Annotated in this window: 17 protein-coding genes; 2 read left to right on the forward strand and 15 right to left on the reverse strand. The window is 71.7% G+C overall.

Annotation, left to right across the window (positions count from 1 at the left end; translation table 11 throughout):
* Positions 1 to 155: 155 nt before the first annotated feature.
* Positions 156 to 1,088: a methionyl-tRNA formyltransferase gene (fmt, locus tag ACFZDE_RS37195; RefSeq protein WP_391004915.1), complete on the reverse strand. Its 933-nt coding sequence runs from the start codon at positions 1,086 to 1,088 to the stop codon at positions 156 to 158.
* A gap of 326 nt (positions 1,089 to 1,414) precedes the next feature.
* On the opposite strand from fmt, the gene ACFZDE_RS37200 reads away from it, so the two are divergent.
* Positions 1,415 to 1,966 (forward strand): hypothetical protein, encoded by a 552-nt coding sequence (locus ACFZDE_RS37200; protein ID WP_391004913.1) that lies wholly within the window; start codon positions 1,415 to 1,417, stop codon positions 1,964 to 1,966.
* A 238-nt stretch (positions 1,967 to 2,204) separates the two neighbouring features.
* Here the strand turns inward: ACFZDE_RS37200 and ACFZDE_RS37205 are convergent, their stop codons facing one another.
* The 14 genes from ACFZDE_RS37205 to pyrR all read right to left on the reverse strand — a co-directional run bounded on the left by ACFZDE_RS37205 (position 2,205) and on the right by pyrR (position 18,994).
* Positions 2,205 to 4,358, reverse strand: coding sequence for a primosomal protein N' (locus ACFZDE_RS37205; protein ID WP_391211911.1), 2,154 nt, complete (start codon positions 4,356 to 4,358; stop codon positions 2,205 to 2,207).
* Positions 4,359 to 4,660: 302 nt separating this feature from the next.
* Positions 4,661 to 5,869 (reverse strand): methionine adenosyltransferase, encoded by a 1,209-nt coding sequence (gene metK / locus ACFZDE_RS37210; RefSeq protein ID WP_391211917.1) that lies wholly within the window; start codon positions 5,867 to 5,869, stop codon positions 4,661 to 4,663.
* A 237-nt stretch (positions 5,870 to 6,106) separates the two neighbouring features.
* The gene (gene coaBC, locus ACFZDE_RS37215; protein ID WP_391211926.1) at positions 6,107 to 7,309 is read right to left on the reverse strand and encodes a bifunctional phosphopantothenoylcysteine decarboxylase/phosphopantothenate--cysteine ligase CoaBC; all 1,203 of its coding nucleotides are present in this window, start codon (positions 7,307 to 7,309) and stop codon (positions 6,107 to 6,109) included.
* Positions 7,310 to 7,438: 129 nt separating this feature from the next.
* Positions 7,439 to 7,711, reverse strand: a complete 273-nt coding sequence (gene rpoZ / locus ACFZDE_RS37220; RefSeq protein ID WP_003988945.1) for a DNA-directed RNA polymerase subunit omega — start codon at positions 7,709 to 7,711, stop codon at positions 7,439 to 7,441.
* Between the two features lie 68 nt (positions 7,712 to 7,779).
* Positions 7,780 to 8,373 (reverse strand): guanylate kinase, encoded by a 594-nt coding sequence (gene gmk / locus ACFZDE_RS37225; protein WP_391004905.1) that lies wholly within the window; start codon positions 8,371 to 8,373, stop codon positions 7,780 to 7,782.
* Positions 8,374 to 8,431: 58 nt separating this feature from the next.
* Positions 8,432 to 8,755 carry an integration host factor gene (locus ACFZDE_RS37230; RefSeq protein WP_003977346.1) on the reverse strand — a complete coding sequence of 108 codons (324 nt, stop codon included), beginning with the start codon at positions 8,753 to 8,755 and terminating at the stop codon, positions 8,432 to 8,434.
* A 277-nt stretch (positions 8,756 to 9,032) separates the two neighbouring features.
* Positions 9,033 to 9,878, reverse strand: coding sequence for an orotidine-5'-phosphate decarboxylase (gene pyrF, locus ACFZDE_RS37235; protein WP_391211946.1), 846 nt, complete (start codon positions 9,876 to 9,878; stop codon positions 9,033 to 9,035).
* Positions 9,875 to 10,981 carry a quinone-dependent dihydroorotate dehydrogenase gene (locus ACFZDE_RS37240; RefSeq protein WP_391004901.1) on the reverse strand — a complete coding sequence of 369 codons (1,107 nt, stop codon included), beginning with the start codon at positions 10,979 to 10,981 and terminating at the stop codon, positions 9,875 to 9,877. Before ACFZDE_RS37240 ends, pyrF begins: the two co-directional genes overlap by 4 nt.
* 70 nt (positions 10,982 to 11,051) lie before the next feature.
* Positions 11,052 to 14,360, reverse strand: coding sequence for a carbamoyl-phosphate synthase large subunit (gene carB / locus ACFZDE_RS37245; protein WP_391004899.1), 3,309 nt, complete (start codon positions 14,358 to 14,360; stop codon positions 11,052 to 11,054).
* Positions 14,353 to 15,495, reverse strand: a complete 1,143-nt coding sequence (gene carA, locus ACFZDE_RS37250; protein WP_391211981.1) for a glutamine-hydrolyzing carbamoyl-phosphate synthase small subunit — start codon at positions 15,493 to 15,495, stop codon at positions 14,353 to 14,355. Before carA ends, carB begins: the two co-directional genes overlap by 8 nt.
* Entirely contained in the window at positions 15,492 to 16,061 is a 570-nt protein-coding gene (locus ACFZDE_RS37255; RefSeq protein ID WP_391211988.1) for a hypothetical protein, read from the reverse strand. The genes carA and ACFZDE_RS37255 overlap by 4 nt, the downstream gene beginning before the upstream one ends.
* Complete coding sequence (locus ACFZDE_RS37260; protein ID WP_391211994.1) at positions 16,058 to 17,344, reverse strand: dihydroorotase; 1,287 nt, start codon at positions 17,342 to 17,344, stop codon at positions 16,058 to 16,060. Before ACFZDE_RS37260 ends, ACFZDE_RS37255 begins: the two co-directional genes overlap by 4 nt.
* 5 nt (positions 17,345 to 17,349) lie before the next feature.
* Entirely contained in the window at positions 17,350 to 18,327 is a 978-nt protein-coding gene (locus ACFZDE_RS37265; protein WP_391004891.1) for an aspartate carbamoyltransferase catalytic subunit, read from the reverse strand.
* A 100-nt stretch (positions 18,328 to 18,427) separates the two neighbouring features.
* Positions 18,428 to 18,994: a bifunctional pyr operon transcriptional regulator/uracil phosphoribosyltransferase PyrR gene (gene pyrR / locus ACFZDE_RS37270; RefSeq protein WP_391004889.1), complete on the reverse strand. Its 567-nt coding sequence runs from the start codon at positions 18,992 to 18,994 to the stop codon at positions 18,428 to 18,430.
* 266 nt (positions 18,995 to 19,260) lie between these two features.
* On the opposite strand from pyrR, the gene bldD reads away from it, so the two are divergent.
* Positions 19,261 to 19,764 (forward strand): transcriptional regulator BldD, encoded by a 504-nt coding sequence (gene bldD, locus ACFZDE_RS37275; RefSeq protein ID WP_018570201.1) that lies wholly within the window; start codon positions 19,261 to 19,263, stop codon positions 19,762 to 19,764.
* Positions 19,765 to 19,927 lie beyond the last annotated feature (163 nt).

Consider the following 19,927-nt stretch of genomic DNA (forward strand, 5'->3'; position numbering starts at 1 on the left):
GTGAGAAGAGGTGCGCACCCAGCCTACGCCGCCGGGAGCGGGGCACGGGCCGCAGGCCCGCAGGTCCGCAGGCCTCCGAGAGCGGGCCGTGGGCCGCGGGCCGTGGGCGGCGGGCCGTGGGCGGCGGGCCGCACGCACCGTCGCCCCGCCCGGCGTCAGCCGCCGAGTCGCTCGCCCTCGGTGATCCGTACCCCGCGTGCCCAGTCCGCCGCCCGCATCGGCTTCTTGCCCTGGGCCTGGACCCACAGCAGCTCGACGCCGTACGAGCCGGTGCCGACGTGGACGTTGTTCTTCCCGGCGGCGATCTGCCCCGGGGCGAGGTCCGTCCGGTCGGGCACCGGGGCGACCTGGATGAGCTTCAGCCGCTCACCGCGGAACGTGGTCCACGCGCCGGGGGCAGGGGTGCAGCCCCGCACCATCCGGTCGACGCGCAGCGCGGGCGCGCCGAAATCGACGTGCGCGTCCTCGACGTTGACCTTCGGGGCGAGGCTGATCCCGTCGGCCGGCTGCGGTACGGCCTTCAGCGTGCCGTCCTCGATCCCGTCCATGGTCGCCACGAGCAGCCCCGCACCGGCGAACGCCAGCCGCGTCAGCAGGTCCCCACTGGTGTCGGTGGCCCGGATCTCCTCGGTCACCGTCCCGTACACCGGCCCGGAGTCGAGCCCCTCCTCGATCAGGAACGTCGACGCGCCGGTGATCTCGTCACCGGCCATGATGGCGTGCTGCACGGGCGCGGCACCGCGCCAGGCCGGCAGCAGGGAGAAGTGCAGATTGACCCAGCCCTGCGCGGGGACGTCGAGGGCGACGCGGGGCAGCAGCGCGCCGTAGGCGACGACGGGGCAGCAGTCCGGCCCGATCTCCCGCAGCCGCTCCAGGAACTCGGGGTCCTTCGGCTTCGCGGGCCGCAGCACCTCGATCCCGGCCTCCTCCGCACGCTGGGCGACGGGCGACGCGACCAGCCTGCGTCCGCGTCCGGCCGGCGCGTCGGGCCGTGTGACGACGGCGGCCACCTCGTGCCGTCCGGAGGCGAGCAGAGCGTCCAGAGCGGGAACGGCGACCTCGGGTGTACCGGCGAAGACGAGCTTCATGGGGTGGTGGGGGCCTCTCGGGGCGGGGTTCGACGACGGGCAACGCCCAAGTCTATGAGCCGGAGGCACAAAGCCCCCGACGGCGCCGAGTCCCCACCAAAGAGCCGGGCCTCTTGATCGGCCGCTGCAGCCGGTGCGCGGGTGGGAGACACAACCCGAAGGCCGAAGGCCGAGGCGCACACCCGGCGCAAACGGGCGCACGCATATGCCCCCACGCCCCCACACCGTGACCCGCGGAGCGAATCCGCGTTGGTCAAGACAGAGTTGACCACAGCGGGCCGCGATCGCGGCCCATTCCTTTCAACGCCGGTTCGAGAGGCTTGTTCATGGCCGACCACGCAACCCACGACGCCCAGGCTCGGGCCAGCCTGCACTTGCTGGTGCGGGACATCGAGCGGGTCCGCCGGCAGGTGGACGCACTGCGCACCCTCACCGCCCAGCTGGGGAACGTCTACCGCCCGCGCCGCTCCGGCCCCTCCACGGGCTTCGTCGTCTACGGACGCGCCCCCGCCCCGACGGTACGTCTCGCCCAGGAGCTGCGGGACAGCGTCGAGACCCTGGTGACGGCGGCTGTGGACTTCGACCGCTCACTCGGCTTCTCGTGGGACGCGGTGGGATCCGCCCTCGGAGTCACCAAGCAGGCGGTGCACCGCCGTTACGGCGCCCGCCGTGCAACGGCCCAGTCGGCCGTGGCGGAGCCGGAGCGCACGCCGGAGCCGACGCCGGCGGGTGGCCGCGCGGTCAACGTGACCACCGGCCTGCCCACCGTCCCGACGGTCCCCGCGGCCCGCTCCATGCCCACCCAGCCCACGGCCGGCAGCCCCGCACTCCGCGACGAGGTGAGGCCCACTGCCTTCCCGGGCCCGCGCAACGGCTGACACCGCCCACCCCACTCCCCTGCCCTCCCGGAACCCCTCCGGGAGGGCAGCCGCGCATCCGGACGCCCCAACGCCCGACCACCCCGACGAACGCCCGCCACCCCAACGGACACCGGCAACCCCAACGAACACCCGCCACCCAGCGGACACCATCACGCCAACGGACACCGCCACCGCAAGGGACCGCCCGGCCCGGGGCCGGGCGGCCGCCACCCGACGGGCACCCCCAGCTCACCGATCAGCCGATGTCGGCCGGATCGACCCGCACCCACACCCCGGCACCACTCCCGCTCCCCCTGGCCATCCGCGCCGCCTGCGCCGCCTTCAGCGCGGCGGCCAACACGGCCCCCTTGCCCGGCGGCACCCGCAGCAACGCCCGCTCCCACTGCTCCCCGGGCGGCGGCGCCCCCGCCCGCCGGGGTCGCCCGGGGGCGGTGACGGGCAACGGCACCGGCCCCAGCACCTCGGCCTCGGGCGGCAGTTCGGCCGCCCTGAGGAAGTCGGCCACCGCATCCGGCGGGCCCGACACGGCCGCCATCCGCGACACCGGCGGAAACCCCAGCTCGGCCCGCTCCGCCAGTTCCCGCACCGCGTGTCCGACGGGATCCCAGCGGACGAGCGCCTGCACGGGCCGCAGCGTCGGCTCGGCCACGACCACCACCGTGCCGCCGGCCGACTGCGGCCGGACGAGGGATGCTGCCACGGTCCACCGCCGCAACGCGTCCTCCCCGGCCCGCAGATCGGGCCGCCCGAGCATGGCCCACCCGTCGAGCAGCAGCGCCGCCGCGTACCCGCCCTCGGCGACGGGCTCGGCACCCGGCGTGCTCACGACCAGTGCGGGTGCCCCCGGCACCGTGTCGAGGACGTGCTCGCGCCCCGAGGTGCGGACCGGCACGGCGGGGAACGCCCGGCCCAGCTCCTCGGCGGTCCGCCGCGCCCCGACGACCGAGGCACGCAGACGAAAGGATCCGCAGTCGGGGCAGTGCCAGCCGCTTTCCTCGCGCCCGCACCACCCGCAGTTCAGGGCACCGCCGTCGGGCGCTTCCAGCGGCCCGGAGCAGTGCCGGCAGCGCGCGGGCACCCGGCAGTTGGCACAGGCCATGCGCGGCACGTATCCCCGGCGGGGCACCTGCACCAGCACCGGGCCGGTGCGCAGCCCGTCCCTGACGGCCTGCCAGGCGAGGGTGGGCAGCCGGGCGGCTCGGGCGGCCTCGTCCCGGGCGAGATCCTGGTCCCCGACGGTCCGTACCAGCGGAGCGGCCGCCCGCACCTGGTCGCGCCCGGCGACGAGCGGCCGGGCCCAGCCGCTCTCGACGAGCTGCGCGGCCTCCACCGTGCAGCCCCAGCTCCCCAGCAGGAAGCCGCACTTGTCCTGGGCGGCCCGCAGCAGGAGCACCTCGCGGGCATGGGGCTGCGGGGCGTGCTGCTCGCTGTGGCTGTCGTCGCCGTCGTCCCAGAGGGCGAGCAGGCCGAGGTCCTGGACGGGTGCGAACATCGCGGCTCTCGTCCCGATCACGGCCCGGACGGAGCCACGCCGTACCGCGAGCCACTGCGCGTACCGCTTCTCCGGGCCGGCGTCGGCGGTGAGCACCGCGTGCCGCCCCTTGCCCAGCAGCGCGGTCAGCGCGGCGTCGACCCGCGCGACCGCCCGTCCGTCGGGCAGGACGGCGAGCGCCCCGCGCCCGGAGGCCAGCGTCGCGGCGACGGCCCGGGCCAGCTCCTCGCTCCACAGCGGGCCGGGCAGCGCGTTCCACACGGCCCGGGGCGCCCCGCCGGAGGCCAGGGACTCCAGGAACACCGCTCCCCGCTCGTACCGCTGCCAGGAGCCCGCCTCCGGCGCCGGGGGCGGTGGCAGCGGGTCGGGCGAGGACCGCTGCTCGGCCCGTGCGTTGCGCGGCGGTACGGCGAGCTGCAGGACGTCGGCGAGGCTGCCCGCGTACCGGTCGGCGACGGCCCTGGCCAGTCCCAGCAGTTCCGCGCTGAGCACCTGCTCGGGCGACACGACCTGGGCGAGGGCGGCCAGCGGCCCGGAGTAGTCGGACTCGGCGAGCCGCTCGACGAGGAACCCGTCGATCAGGCCGCCGCCCTCGCGCCGCCCCTCCCGCACCCGATGCCGCCCGGCTCCGAAGCGGACCCGGACCCGGACACCCGGCTGGGCGTCCGCGTCGAGCTCCTCGGGCACGGCGTAGTCGAAGTAGCGGTCGAGATGGAGCACGCCCTTGTCGACGAGGACGCGCGCGACGGGCAGTTCCTTGGCGAGCGCGGCCCCCCGCCAGGTCCGCGGCTTGGCCCGGGGTTTCTTCGCCTTACGCACGCTGTCCCGGATGAGCGCGAGCTGCTCGGGCGGGGCACCCTGCGCCCCGCCGTCCGCCTGTTCGTTCTCGCTGCTCACGCTTGCATTCTTACCAAACACCACTGACAAGCGGAGACGCCCGAGTTCCCTCGCGGTGACGGCGCGCACTCGCCTTGGACCACTCGGCCACGCCACCGGGCACCGCCCGGCCGACGGCGGGATTCGAACCCGCGGGGGCTGCTACGAGCCCAGAAGTATCCGCCACCTTCGCACCGGGCGCCCCGGCGCTCCCCACCGTAGGGAGGGCCCGCAGCCGTTCGCGAGCCGTTTTCCCCCAGGGACGGCACAGGCCCGGCCCCCGAAGGGTGCCGGGCCTCACGCGATGCCCTGAGGGACGGGACCTACAGCCCCGCGGCCGTGCGCAGCGCGTCCACGCGGTCCGTGCGCTCCCAGGTGAACTCGGGAAGCTCGCGGCCGAAGTGTCCGTACGCGGCGGTCTGGGCGTAGATCGGCCGGAGCAGGTCGAGGTCGCGGATGATGGCGGCCGGGCGGAGGTCGAAGACCTCGTCGATCGCCTTCTCGATCTTCTCCGTGTCGATCTTGGCGGTGCCGAAGGTCTCGACGAAGAGACCCACCGGCTCGGCCTTGCCGATCGCGTACGCGACCTGGACCTCGCAGCGGGTGGCGAGACCGGCGGCGACCACGTTCTTCGCGACCCAGCGCATCGCGTACGCCGCGGAACGGTCGACCTTGGACGGGTCCTTGCCGGAGAAGGCACCGCCGCCGTGGCGGGCCATGCCGCCGTAGGTGTCGATGATGATCTTGCGGCCGGTCAGACCGGCGTCACCCATCGGGCCGCCGATCTCGAAGCGGCCGGTGGGGTTGACCAGGAGACGGTAGTTCTCCGTGTCGATCTTGATGCCCTCGTCCAGGAGCGCCTTCAGCTCCGGCTCGACGACGAACTCCTTGATGTCCGGAGCCAGCAGCGAGTCCAGGTCGATGTCCGAGGCGTGCTGCGAGGAGACCACGACGGTGTCCAGGCGGACCGCCTTGTCGCCGTCGTACTCGATGGTGACCTGCGTCTTGCCGTCCGGGCGCAGGTAGGGGATCGTGCCGTTCTTGCGCACGTCGGACAGGCGCTTCGACAGGCGGTGGGCCAGGAAGATCGGCAGCGGCATCAGCGTCGGCGTCTCGTCCGTCGCGTAGCCGAACATCAGGCCCTGGTCGCCCGCACCCTGCTTGTCCAGCTCGTCCTCGTCGCCCTCGACACGGGACTCGTACGCCGTGTCCACGCCCTGGGCGATGTCCGGGGACTGCGCGCCGATCGACACCGACACGCCGCAGGAGGCGCCGTCGAAGCCCTTCTTGCTGGAGTCGTAGCCGATCTCGAGGATCTTGTTCCGGACCAGCGTCGCGATGTCCGCGTACGTCTTGGTCGTGACCTCGCCGGCCACGTGCACCAGGCCGGTCGTGATCAGGGTCTCGACGGCGACCCGGGAGGACGGGTCCTCGCGCAGAAGCGCGTCGAGAATGGTGTCGCTGATCTGGTCAGCGATCTTGTCGGGGTGACCCTCGGTCACGGACTCCGAGGTGAAAAGGCGACGGGACACAACGCTCCCTGGGGTTGCAGCGGCTGCTGGCTGATCATTGGCGGACGGCGGGGGCTGCACCCGGCGCCGTCCGTGGAACAGTTTACGGGTCACGCTTCGGCCACGGGCCCCCTGTCTCGCCACTCGGGAGTGCTGTGACCTGCGGCACGGGCATTCTGCCCAATGCCGAGCGACGTTGGCCAGTGGCGCCACGCGCCGATCGACCGGCTTTCGAGGCGGTGCGCGGTGTCTGAGCCATCAGCGCAGACGCTCGGCCACCAGGTCCCACACGGTGTCGGCCAGGGCTTCCTTCGGTCCGTGCGCCACCGGGGTCTCGCTGCCGTCGGCGCCGAGCACCACGGCCTCGTTCTCCTCGGAACCAAAGGTCTTGCGCTCCCCCACCTCGTTCACGACCAGCAGATCGCAGCCCTTGCGCTTGAGCTTGGCGCGGCCGTTGGCGAGGACGTCGTCCGTCTCCGCGGCGAAGCCGACGATCACCTGTCCGGCGCGATGCCGCTCGCCGGATATCTCCGCGAGGATGTCCGGATTTCGCACCAGGGTGACCGGCTCCGGTTCCTGGCCGTCCTTCTTCTTGATCTTGCCGGCCGCGTAGGCCGCCGGGCGGAAGTCCGCCACGGCGGCCGCCATCACCACGGCGTCGGCGTCGGGTGCGGCGCGCAGCACCGCCTCGCGCAGCTCCACGGCGGTGCCGACCGGCACGACGTCGACGCCCGCCGGGGCCGGCAGGGTGCTGTTGGCCGCGATCAGTGTGACGCGGGCGCCGCGGGCGGCGGCTGTGCGGGCGAGGGCGTAGCCCTGCTTGCCCGAGGAGCGGTTGCCGAGGAAGCGGACGGGGTCCAGGGGCTCACGGGTGCCCCCGGCGCTGACGACGACATGCCGGCCCGCGAGGTCGGGCTCGGCGACGCCCCGGGAGAGCACGCGGCGGCAGACCTCGAAGATCTCGCCCGGGTCGGGCAGCCGGCCCTTGCCGGTGTCCACGCCGGTGAGGCGGCCCACGGCGGGTTCGATGACGAGGGCGCCACGGCGGCGCAGCGTCGCCACGTTCTCCTGGGTGGCCGGGTGCTCCCACATCTCCGTGTGCATGGCGGGGGCGAAGACGACCGGGCAGCGGGCGGTGAGCAGGGTGTTGGTCAGGAGGTCGTCGGCGAGGCCGTGGGCCGCCTTGGCGAGCATGTCGGCGGTGGCCGGGGCGACGACGACCAGGTCCGCGTGCTGTCCGATCCGGACGTGCGGGACCTCGTGCACGTCGTCCCACACCTCGGTGGAGACCGGGTGGCCGGAGAGCGCGGACCAGGTCGCGGCACCGACGAAGTGCAGCGCGGAGGCGGTGGGCACCACGCGCACGTCGTGGCCCGACTCCGTCAGCCGCCGCAGCAGCTCACAGGCCTTGTACGCGGCGATGCCCCCGCTGACCCCCAGAACGACCTTCGGCTTGTCCACGTCTCTCCCCGGACCTCGGCAACCGGCACACCGTACGACTCCATGACACACCACAGGCCCGGCAGTCGGCCTGCCGGGCCTGTGGATAAGTCAGCGTCAAGCTGTAAATCCTACTTACTGCGCCGCCTGCTACTGCGCCGGGCCCTCGACGGCCTCGGACGTCAGGAGCCCCGCGTTAATCTCGCGGAGGGCGATCGAGAGCGGCTTCTCGTGGACGTGGGTGTCGACGAGGGGACCGACGTACTCGAGGAGACCCTCGCCGAGCTGCGAGTAGTACGCGTTGATCTGGCGGGCACGCTTGGCCGCGTAGATCACGAGGCTGTACTTCGAGTCCGTGGCCTCGAGGAGCTCGTCGATCGGCGGGTTGATGATGCCCTCGGGCGCGGAGATGGAAGAGGACACGCTCTACCTTCCGATGGATGGGAAAGAATTTGTCGGGGTGATCAGCCGACCGGAACGATCAGCGATGGTCACACGACGTCCATCAAGGCTAGCAGCTCGCGTGCCACGTCCTCGACGGAGGTGTTGACCAGGGTGGTGTCGAACTCCGGCTCGGCCGCCAGCTCGATCTTCGCCGCGTCCAGCCGGCGCTCGATCACCTCGGGCGGTTCGGTGCCCCGCCCGGTGAGCCGGCGCACGAGCTCCTCCCAGGAGGGCGGAGCCAGGAACACCAGCTGGGCCTCGGGCATCGACTCACGGACCAGGCGAGCGCCCTGGAGGTCGATCTCGAGGAGCACGGGCTCACCGTTCTCCAGGCGCTCCGTCACGGCCGCTCGCGGCGTGCCGTAGCGATTGCCGGCGAACTCGGCCCACTCCAGCAGTTCCCCGTTGGCGATCAGCTTGTCCATCTCGTCGTCGGAGACGAAGAAGTAGTGGACTCCGTGCTGCTCGCCGGGCCGGGGCTTGCGTGTCGTCGCCGACACGGAGAGCCAGACCTCGGGGTGTTCCTTGCGCATATGGGCGACGACCGTGCTCTTGCCGACCCCGGAGGGGCCGGAGAGCACGGTCAGTCGCGGACGTACGTCCGGGGGCACGGGGGTCGTCCCCCGGGGTGTTGCAGCCATGCAGCGATTATCCAGCAATCGCGGAGTGCCCGGGACTCGCTCCCCCGGACTGCCCCGTTCAGGAACCGGTGCTGCCGAACTCGCGCTCCAGGGAGGCGATCTGGTTGGAACCGAGGCCCCGCACGCGGCGGCTCTCGGAGATGCCGAGTCGCTCCATGATCTGCTTGGCGCGGACCTTGCCCACGCCCGGCAGCGACTCAAGGAGGGCGGAGACCTTCATCTTGCCGATGACGTCGTTCTCCTGACCCTGCTTGATGACCTCGTGAAGGGAGGCGCCGGAGTGCTTGAGTCGATTCTTGACCTCGGCCCGCTCCCGGCGAGCCGCGGCGGCCTTTTCGAGCGCGGCTGCGCGCTGTTCAGGGGTAAGGGGCGGAAGAGCCACGCCTACGTCACCTCGGATGTCGAACTGTCGGATACGGACCGGTGAGGAACCTAGTCGCCCCACACCTGGGGAGCCACGAGCAACACACGCTTGCCCGTTCTCTCGTCGGAGACTAGCGGGCAAGTCCGCCAGAGTCAGCGAGAACAGCGGAAAAGTCCTGGTCAGCCTTCATCTGAACGGACATTTAGGACATACTGCCCTGGATTTGAGGATGTATTCAGGCTCAAGCGACCCCCGGACCACTCATCGGAGGTCTCGCGGTAAGGTCTGGACCGCCTCAGGAGGAGGTCACGGCGTGCCGGATCTCCTCCGCGAAGCGCTCGGCGGCGTCACGCAGAGCGACCGCGTCGGGACCGTGGCGTAGCACTCCCCTGCTGACGTTCGGCACGACGTTGCGCACCGCCGCCCCGAAGACGCCGGGAAGATCGGCCGGCGTGGCGCCCTGGGCACCGATGCCGGGCGCGAGGAGCGGCCCGTTGATGTCCAGGTCGTAGGTCGACAGATCACCGAGGGTGGCGCCGACGACCGCGCCGAAGGACCCCAGGGGCTGCTCCCCCGCGTTCTCGGCGGCCAGGTGCGCGAGCATCGTCGCTCCGACGTCGAGGCCGCCGGGCCGCACGGCGTGCTGGACCTCGCCGCCCTCCGGGTTGGAGGTGAGCGCCAGCACGAACAGGCCCGCGCCGCTCTCCCGCGCCAGCGCGACGGCCGGGCTGAGGGATCCGTAGCCGAGGTACGGCGAGACCGTCAGGGCGTCGGAGAACAGCGGCGCGTCCTTGTGCAGGAAGGACTCGGCGTACGCGGCCATGGTGGAGCCGATGTCGCCGCGCTTGGCGTCCATCACGACCAGCGCGCCCGCCGCCCGGGCCTCGGCGACCGACTTCTCCAGCACGGCGACGCCGCGCGAGCCGAACCGCTCGAAGAACGCGCTCTGCGGCTTGAGCACGGCGACCCGGTCGGCCAGCGCCTCGACGACCGTGCGGCTGAACCGCTCCAGGCCCGCCACGTCGTCGTTCAGACCCCACTCGGCGAGCAGGGAGGCGTGCGGGTCGATGCCCACGCACAGCGGGCCGCGCTCGTCCATGGCGCGGCGCAGGCGCGCGCCGAAGGGTTCGAGAACCGTCATGCCGTCTTCCTCACGTCGGCGCCCACCGCGTCGGCGAGCGTGGCGTAGGGGCTGGTGGCCAGGCGTGCGGCGAGCCCCTTGTGGATGGAGCGGCCCCAGAAGGGCCCCTCGTAGATGAAGGCGCTGTAGCCCTGGACCAGCGTGGCACCGGCCAGGATGCGCTGCCAGGCGTCCTCGGCGTTCTCGATGCCGCCGACGCCCACCAGGGTGATCCGGTCGCCCACGCGCGCGTAGAGGCGGCGCAGCACCTCCAGGGAGCGTTCCTTCAGGGGCGCCCCGGACAGCCCGCCGGTCTCCTTGACCAGGGTGGGGTCGGACTTCAGGCCGAGGCCCTCGCGCGCGATGGTGGTGTTCGTGGCGATGATCCCGTCCAGGCCGAGCTCCACGGCGAGGTCGGCGACGGCGTCGACGTCCTCGTCGGCGAGGTCCGGCGCGATCTTGACCAGAAGCGGGACACGGCGGGCGGACACCGTGCGGTCGGCGGCCTCGCGCACGGCGCTCAGCAGGGGACGCAGGGCCTGGGTGGCCTGGAGGTTGCGAAGGCCCGGTGTGTTCGGCGAGGAGACGTTGACGACCAGGTAGTCGGCGTACGGCGCGAGCCGCTCCGCGGACTTCACGTAGTCCGCGACGGCCTCCTCCTCGGGGACGACCTTGGTCTTGCCGATGTTCACGCCGACGACCGGCTTGAAGACGGGTGTGCGGGAGGCCAGGCGGGCGGCGACCCGGAGCGAGCCGTCGTTGTTGAAGCCCATGCGGTTGATGAGCGCGCGGTCCTCGACCAGGCGGAACAGCCGCTGCTTGGGGTTGCCGGGCTGCGGTTCGCCGGTCACGGTGCCGATCTCGACGTGGTCGAAGCCGAGCATGGCCATGCCGTCGATGCCGACGGCGTTCTTGTCGAAGCCCGCGGCGAGCCCGAAGGGGCCGTGCATGCGCAGCCCCAGGGCCTCGGTGCGCAGCTCCTTGTGGCGGGGCGCGAGGGCGGCCGCGAGGAAGGTACGCAGCACGGGCACGCGGGCGGCCAGGCGGATCCAGCGGAAGGCCAGGTGGTGGGCCTGCTCCGGGTCCAGCCGCTTGAAGAAGAGACGGAAGAAGTACTTGTACATGGTGTCCTCACGAAGACAGGGCGTCCTCACGAAGAGGGGGACACCGTTTCCGGTGTCCCCCTCGGGGCTGCTAGTCGCGGGCCGCGGTCAGGTGTTCCGCGTGTTCCTGGAGCGATCGGACGCTCACCTCGCCGCGGTTGAGGGCGTCGATGCCCTGGACCGCCGCCGCGAGTGCCTGGACCGTCGTCAGGCAGGGCACGGAGCGCGCCACGGCCGCCGTACGGATGTCGTAGCCGTCGAGGCGGCCACCGGTGCCGTACGGGGTGTTGACGATGAGGTCGACGTCGCCGTCGTGGATGAGCTGGACGATGGTCTTCTCGCCGTTCGGGCCGGTGCCCTCGGACTGCTTGCGCACGACGGTAGCGTTGATGCCGTTGCGCTTGAGGACCTCCGCGGTGCCGGACGTGGCGAGCAGCTCGAAGCCGTGCGCGACCAGCTCGCGGGCCGGGAAGATCATCGAGCGCTTGTCGCGGTTGGCGACCGAGATGAACGCGCGCCCCTTGGTGGGCAGCGGCCCGTAGGCGCCGGCCTGCGACTTGGCGTACGCCGTGCCGAAGACGGAGTCGATGCCCATGACCTCGCCGGTGGAGCGCATCTCCGGGCCGAGGACCGTGTCGACGCCGCGGCCGTGGATGTCGCGGAAGCGCGACCACGGCATGACGGCCTCCTTGACGGAGATCGGCGCGTCCAGCGGCAGCTCGCCGCCGTCGCCGGTCGCCGGGAGCAGGCCCTCGGCGCGCAGCTCGGCGATGGTCGCGCCGAGCGAGATGCGGGCGGCGGCCTTGGCCAGCGGCACCGCCGTCGCCTTCGAGGTGAAGGGGACGGTGCGGGACGCGCGCGGGTTGGCCTCCAGGACGTAGAGGATGTCGCCGGCGAGCGCGAACTGGATGTTGATCAGGCCGCGGACCCCGACGCCCTTGGCGATGCCCTCCGTGGAGGCGCGCAGGCGCTTGATGTCGAAGCCGCCGAGCGTGATCGGGGGCAGGGCGCACGCCGAGTCGCCGGAGTGGATGCCGGCCTCCTCGATGTGCTCCATGACGCCGCCGAGGTAGAGCTCCTCGCCGTCGTAGAGGGCGTCGACGTCGATCTCGATCGCGTCGTCGAGGAACCGGTCGACCAGGACCGGCCGCGAGGGGCTGATCTCGGTCGACTCGGCGATGTACGCCTCCAGGCGGGTCTCGTCGTAGACGATCTCCATGCCGCGCCCGCCGAGGACGTACGAGGGGCGCACCAGGACCGGGTAGCCGATCTCGTCGGCGATGGTCTTGGCCTCGGTGAAGGTGGTGGCGGTGCCGTGCTTGGGGGCCGGGAGGCCCGCCTCGGCGAGCACACGGCCGAAGGCGCCCCGGTCCTCGGCGGCGTGGATGGCCTCCGGGGAGGTGCCGACGATCGGCACGCCGTTGTCCTTCAGCGCCTGCGACAGCCCCAGCGGGGTCTGGCCGCCGAGCTGGACGACGACGCCCGCGACCGGTCCGGCCTGCTGCTCGGCGTGCACGATCTCCAGCACGTCTTCCAGCGTCAGCGGCTCGAAGTACAGGCGGTCGGAGGTGTCGTAGTCCGTGGAGACGGTCTCCGGGTTGCAGTTGACCATCACGGTCTCGTAGCCCGCGTCGCTGAGCGCGAAGGAGGCGTGGACGCAGGAGTAGTCGAACTCGATGCCCTGGCCGATGCGGTTCGGGCCGGAGCCCAGGATGATGACGGCCGGCTTCTCGCGGGAGGCGACCTCCGTCTCCTCGTCGTAGGAGGAGTAGAAGTACGGCGTCTTCGCGGCGAACTCGGCGGCGCAGGTGTCGACCGTCTTGTAGACCGGGCGGATGCCGAGCGCGTGCCGGACCTCGCGGACGACGTCCTCGCGCAGGCCGCGGATCTCGCCGATCTGCGTGTCGGAGAAGCCGTGCCGCTTGGCCTCGCCGAGCAGGTAGGCGGTCAGCTCGGGGGCCTCGGCCAGCTCGTCGGCGATCTCCTTGATCAGGAAGAGCTGGTCGACGAACCAGGGGTCGATCTTCGTGTAGTCGAAGATCTCCTCGGGCGTGGCGCCCGCGCGGATGGCCTGCATGACGGTGTTGATACGGCCGTCGGTGGGGCGGACCGCGTCGCGCAGCAGCTGGTCCTTGTCGCCGGGCTCGCCGACGAAGGTGAACTGGCTGCCCTTCTTCTCCAGCGAGCGCAGCGCCTTCTGGAAGGCCTCGGTGAAGTTGCGCCCGATGGCCATGGCCTCGCCGACCGACTTCATGGTGGTGGTGAGGGTGGCGTCGGCGCTGGGGAACTTCTCGAAGGCGAAGCGGGGGGCCTTCACGACCACGTAGTCGAGCGTCGGCTCGAAGGAGGCCGGGGTCTCCTGGGTGATGTCGTTCGGGATCTCGTCCAGCGTGTAGCCGACGGCCAGCTTGGCGGCGATCTTGGCGATCGGGAAGCCGGTCGCCTTGGAGGCGAGCGCCGAGGAGCGGGAGACGCGCGGGTTCATCTCGATGACGATGACGCGGCCGTCCTCGGGGTTGACCGCGAACTGGATGTTGCAGCCGCCGGTGTCGACGCCGACCTCGCGGATCACGGCGATGCCGATGTCGCGCAGGATCTGGTACTCGCGGTCGGTGAGCGTCATGGCGGGCGCCACGGTGATCGAGTCACCGGTGTGCACGCCCATGGGGTCGAAGTTCTCGATGGAGCAGACGACCACGACGTTGTCGTGCTTGTCGCGCATCAGCTCCAGCTCGTACTCCTTCCAGCCGAGGATGGACTCCTCCAGGAGCACCTCGGTGGTCGGGGAGAGGGTGAGGCCCTGGCCCGCGATGCGGCGCAGCTCCTCCTCGTCGTGGGCGAAGCCGGAGCCGGCGCCGCCCATGGTGAAGGAGGGGCGGACGACGACGGGGTAGCCGCCGAGCGTGTCGACGCCGGCGAGCACGTCGTCCATGGAGTGGCAGATGACCGAGCGGGCGGACTCGCCGTGCCCGATCTTGGCGCGGACGGCCTCGACGACCTCCTTGAAGAGGTCGCGGTCCTCGCCCTTGTTGATGGCCTCGACATTGGCGCCGATCAGCTCGACGCCGTACTTGTCGAGTGTCCCGGCCTCGTGCAGCGAGATCGCGGTGTTGAGGGCCGTCTGGCCGCCCAGGGTGGGCAGCAGCGCGTCGGGGCGCTCCTTGGCGATGATCTTCTCGACGAACTCGGGGGTGATCGGCTCGACGTAGGTGGCGTCGGCGATCTCCGGGTCGGTCATGATCGTCGCCGGGTTGGAGTTCACCAGGACGACCCTGAGGCCCTCGGCGCGCAGGATGCGGCACGCCTGGGTGCCGGAGTAGTCGAACTCGGCGGCCTGGCCGATGACGATCGGGCCGGAGCCGATGACCAGGACGGACTGGATATCGGTGCGCTTAGGCACGCTGGCCCTCCATCAGGGAGACGAAGCGGTCGAACAGGTAGGCGGCGTCGTGCGGTCCCGCTGCCGCTTCGGGGTGGTACTGGACGCTGAAGGCGGGGCGGTCGAGCAGCTGGAGCCCCTCCACCACGTTGTCGTTCAGGCAGACGTGCGACACCTCGGCGCGGCCGAACGGGGTCTCGGAGACCTTCTCGAGCGGGGCGTCGACGGCGAAGCCGTGGTTGTGCGCGGTGACCTCGACCTTGCCGGTCGTGCGGTCCTGCACCGGCTGGTTGATGCCGCGGTGGCCGTACTTCAGCTTGAAGGTGCCGAAGCCGAGCGCGCGGCCGAGGATCTGGTTGCCGAAGCAGATGCCGAACAGCGGCGTGCCGCGCTCCAGGACGCCCCGCATCAGGGAGACGGGGTGGTCGGCGGTGGCCGGGTCGCCCGGGCCGTTGGAGAAGAACACGCCGTCCGGCTCGACCGCGTAGATGTCCTCGACGGTCGCGTCGGCCGGGAGCACGTGCACCTCGATGCCGCGCTCGGCCATGCGGTGCGGGGTCATGCCCTTGATGCCGAGGTCGACGGCGGCGACGGTGTACTTCTTCTCGCCGATGGCCGGGACGACGTACGGCACATCGGTGGCGACCTCGGCCGAGAGGTTCGCGCCCTTCATCTGCGGGGCTTCCTGCACGCGCGCGAGGAGCGCGGAGTCGTCCCGGACGGCGTCCCCGCTGAAGATGCCGACGCGCATGGCGCCGCGCTCGCGCAGGTGGCGGGTGAGGGCGCGGGTGTCGATGCCGCTGATGCCGACGACGCCCTGGGCGTCCAGCTCTTCGTCCAGCGTGCGCCGGGAGCGCCAGTTGGACGGCACGCGCGCGGGGTCGCGCACGACATAGCCGGAGACCCAGATCTTCCTGGACTCCATGTCCTCGTCGTTCACGCCCGTGTTCCCGACGTGCGGGGCGGTCATCACCACGACCTGGCGGTGGTAGGAGGGGTCGGTGAGGGTCTCCTGGTAGCCGGTCATGCCGGTGGAGAACACCGCTTCGCCGAAGGTCTCCCCCACGGCCCCGTAGGCACGGCCGCGGAAGATCCGGCCGTCCTCCAGGACGAGTACGGCGGGAGTCCTGGCGGCTCCCCTTGTGGAGGTGGTCATCGTTCGACGCCTTCCCTGGAGTTCGATTCGATCATGGAGTTGAGGGTTTCGACCCACTCGTTGTGCTCGGCCGCGTGGTCGGAGCGGAACCCGGAGTCGATCAGCCGGTCGCCGTGCTCCCAGGTGACGATCAGCAGGCCGCCCTCGGTGAGGACCTTGCCGGCGATGCCCTTGTCGAGCCGGGCCTCGCGCAGCTGTGCGGCGGGCACGAAGAAGTCGCTCGCCCCGGGGCGTACGACGTCGAGTCCGGCGTCCGTGAGGGTGAGCTCGGCGCGACTGCGGGTGCCCAGGCCCCGGGCGACAATGCGGTCGAGCCACTGACCGGCGGTGGTGGAGCCGTGGTAGCGGCCGCTCATGGAGAGCTTCTCGGGGCCCGGGTCGGCCGGGGCGGCGGGCAGCTCGGGCAGGTCGCCCTGGAGGGTGCCGCGCCACTTCCAGCCCTCGCGCATCAGCCAGTAGACGAGCGCGACGAACAGGCCGAGGCCGAGGACCCAGCCGATGCGGGCGGCCCAGTCGGTCACTTGCGCCGATTCCTTCTCGGCGGCCAGCAGGAGTACAGGTGTCACGTGAGCTTCCCGTCGACGAGCGTGGCCTTGCCCCGCAGCCACGTGTGCGTCACACGGCCCGGCAGCTCACGCCCCTCGTAGGGGGTGTTACGGCTGCGCGAGGCGAAGCCCGCGGGTTCCACCGGCCCACGGTATGCCGTGTCGACCAGGGTGAGGTTGGCGGGCTCACCTGCCGAGACGGGACGTCCGTGGCCCGTGGCCTGTCCGATCCGCGCGGGCTTGACGGACATCCGGTCGGCGACGCCGGCCCAGTCCAGCAGACCCGTGTCGACCATGGTCTCCTGCACCACCGACAGCGCGGTCTCCAGGCCGACCATGCCCATGGCGGCCGCGGCCCACTCGCAGTCCTTGTCCTCGTGCGGGTGCGGGGCGTGGTCGGTGGCGACGATGTCGATCGTGCCGTCGGCGAGCGCCTCGCGCAGGGCCATCACGTCGCGCTCGGTGCGCAGCGGCGGGTTGACCTTGTAGACGGGGTTGTAGGTGCGCACCAGCTCGTCCGTGAGGAGGAGGTGGTGCGGGGTGACCTCGGCGGTGACGGCGATGCCGCGGGACTTGGCCCAGCGGACGATCTCGACGGACCCGGCGGTCGACAGGTGGCAGATGTGGACGCGGGAGCCGACGTGGTCGGCGAGCAGGACATCCCGGGCGATGATCGATTCTTCGGCCACCGCGGGCCAGCCCCCGAGGCCCAGCTCGGCGGAGACGACGCCCTCGTTCATCTCGGCGCCCTCGGTCAGCCGCGGCTCCTGCGCGTGCTGGGCGACGACCCCGCCGAAGGCCTTCACGTACTCCAGGGCCCGGCGCATGATCACGGCGTCGTGGACGCACTTGCCGTCGTCGGAGAAGACGGTGACGCCGGCGGCGGACTCGTGCATGGCGCCCAGCTCGGCGAGCTTCTTGCCCTCCAGGCCGACGGTGACGGCGCCGATCGGCTGGACGTCGCAGTAGCCGTGCTCCTTGCCGAGCCGCCAGACCTGCTCGACGACACCGGCGGTGTCGGCGACCGGGAAGGTGTTGGCCATGGCGAACACGGTGGTGTAGCCGCCGGAGGCCGCGGCCCGGGTGCCGGTGAGGACGGTCTCGGAGTCCTCGCGGCCGGGCTCACGCAGATGGGTGTGCAGGTCGACCAGGCCCGGCAGCAGCACCTTGCCGTCGGCCTCGACGACCTCGGCGCCCTCGGCGGACAGGCCGCTGCCGACCTCCGCGATCGTCCCGCCGTCGATCAGCACGTCCTGCGGCTCGCCGCCGAGCACCTTCGCACCACGGATCAGGATCTTGCTCATCAGTCTTACTTCTCCTCGGTGCGGGGGTGGGTGACGGCGGGTTCGTTCCCACCGAGCAGTAGGTACAGGACGGCCATCCGGATGGACACTCCGTTTGCGACCTGCTCGACGACGGTGCAGCGGTCGGAGTCGGCGACCTCGGCGGTGATCTCCATGCCGCGGACCATCGGGCCGGGGTGCATCACGATGGCGTGCCCGGGCATCCGCGCCATGCGCTCGCCGTCGAGGCCGTAGCGCCGGGAGTACTCGCGCTCGGTCGGGAAGAACGCGGCGTTCATGCGCTCGCGCTGGACGCGCAGCATCATCACGGCGTCGGACTTGGGCAGCGTGCTGTCGAGGTCGTAGGAGACCTCGCAGGGCCAGGTCTCGACGCCGACGGGCAGCAGGGTGGGCGGGGCGACGAGGGTGACCTCGGCGCCGAGGGTGTGCAGCAGGTCGACGTTGGAGCGGGCGACGCGGCTGTGCAGGACGTCGCCGACGAGCGTGATGCGCTTGCCCTCCAGGTCCTGGCCGAGTCCGGCGTCCGGTCCGATCAGGCGGCGGCGCATGGTGAAGGCGTCGAGCAGGGCCTGGGTGGGGTGCTGGTGGGTGCCGTCGCCGGCGTTGACGACGGCCGCGTCGATCCAGCCGGAGTTGGCGAGGCGGTACGGGGCTCCGGAGGCGCCGTGCCGGATGACCACGGCGTCGACGCCCATGGCCTCCAGCGTCTGGGCGGTGTCCTTCAGGGACTCGCCCTTGGAGACGCTGGAGCCCTTGGCGGTGAAGTTGATGACGTCCGCGGACAGCCGCTTCTCGGCGGCCTCGAAGGAGATCCGGGTCCGGGTGGAGTCCTCGAAGAAGAGGTTGACGATCGTGCGGCCGCGCAGGGTCGGCAGCTTCTTGATCGGCCGGTCGGCGACCCGGGCCATCTCCTCGGCGGTGTCGAGGATCAGGACGGCGTCGTCGCGGGTGAGGTCGGCGGCCGAGATGAGATGACGCTGCATCTGTCAGGCTCCGTAAGGCAGTTCATTCGGGAGAATTGGGGCAGACGGGCGCGCGAGGGCGCAACGAGCGGGCGTACTAAGGCGGCGTACGCCGGGAGCGCTACTGAGCGGCCGGCTTGGCACCGAGCAGCACGGTGTCGCGACCGTCCTCCTCGGCGAGCTGGACCTTGACCGTCTCCCGCAACGACGTGGGGAGGTTCTTGCCGACGTAGTCGGCGCGGATGGGCAGTTCGCGGTGTCCGCGGTCGACGAGGACGGCGAGCTGCACCGCGCGCGGGCGCCCGATGTCGTTCAGGGCGTCGAGGGCGGCGCGGATGGTGCGTCCGGAGAACAGCACGTCGTCGACGAGGACGACGAGCTTGCCGTCGAGGCCGTCACCGGGGATCTCGGTGCGGGCCAGCGCACGCGGCGGGTGCATGCGCAGGTCGTCGCGGTACATGGTGATGTCGAGCGAGCCGCACGGAACCTTGCGCTCGGTGATCTGCTCGAGCTTGTCCGCGATCCGCCGGGCGAGGAAGACACCCCGGGTCGGAATGCCGAGGAGCACCACGTCGTCGGCGCCCTTGGCGCGCTCGACGATCTCGTGGGCGATGCGGGTCAGCACCCGCGCGATGTCGGGCCCTTCGAGAACGGGCCGGGCATCGGACTGTGAGTCGTGCGTGTCCATACGAAACGGACCTCCTTCTCCGCCTCACGGGACGGACCTTAAAGGACGTCGGGATTGCGCCATACACGGTAGCAGGTCTCCGCGATCGCCCGTATGGCCCCCCTGGATCACCCACTCGGCCCAATGGGACGCCGATACCACGGAAGAGTCGGTGCGGACCATTCGGCTTGACGCGGCAGAGTAACGCTGCGTAACCTCACAGTGAGTTACCAGCCGCGCGGCCTGGCACCCACGCCAGACGCGTCGACACAGTGCCGGGGAGCTATATGTCCAGCGAATACGCCAAACAGCTCGGGGCCAAGCTCCGGGCGATCCGCACCCAGCAGGGCCTTTCCCTCCACGGTGTCGAGGAGAAGTCCCAGGGCCGCTGGAAGGCGGTCGTGGTCGGTTCGTACGAGCGCGGCGACCGTGCCGTGACCGTGCAGCGCCTCGCCGAGCTGGCGGACTTCTACGGCGTTCCGGTGCAGGAGCTGCTTCCGGGCACGACCCCGGGCGGCGCCGCCGAGCCGCCGCCGAAGCTGGTCCTGGACCTGGAGCGGCTGGCCACGGTGCCGGCCGAGAAGGCGGGCCCCCTCCAGCGCTACGCGGCCACGATCCAGTCGCAGCGCGGTGACTACAACGGCAAGGTGCTGTCGATCCGCCAGGACGACCTGCGCACACTCGCCGTCATCTACGACCAGTCGCCGTCCGTCCTCACGGAGCAGCTGATCAGCTGGGGTGTCCTGGACGCGGACGCGCGCCGCGCGGTGGCGTCCCACGAGGAGGCCTGACCCGCTCCGCGGGCCCAGCAGAAACGTGCCGCCCGGGGGGGGGGGCCCCGCCGGGGGGCGGCCCCCCCCCCCCCGGGGGGGGGGGGGGGCGGCCCCCCCCCCCCCCACCCCCGGGGGGGCCGCCCCCCGGCGCCCCCCCGGGGGGGCCGCGGGCCGCCCCCCC

The organism is Streptomyces sp. NPDC007929 (genome assembly GCF_042959065.1).
Lineage (GTDB): Bacteria > Actinomycetota > Actinomycetes > Streptomycetales > Streptomycetaceae > Streptomyces.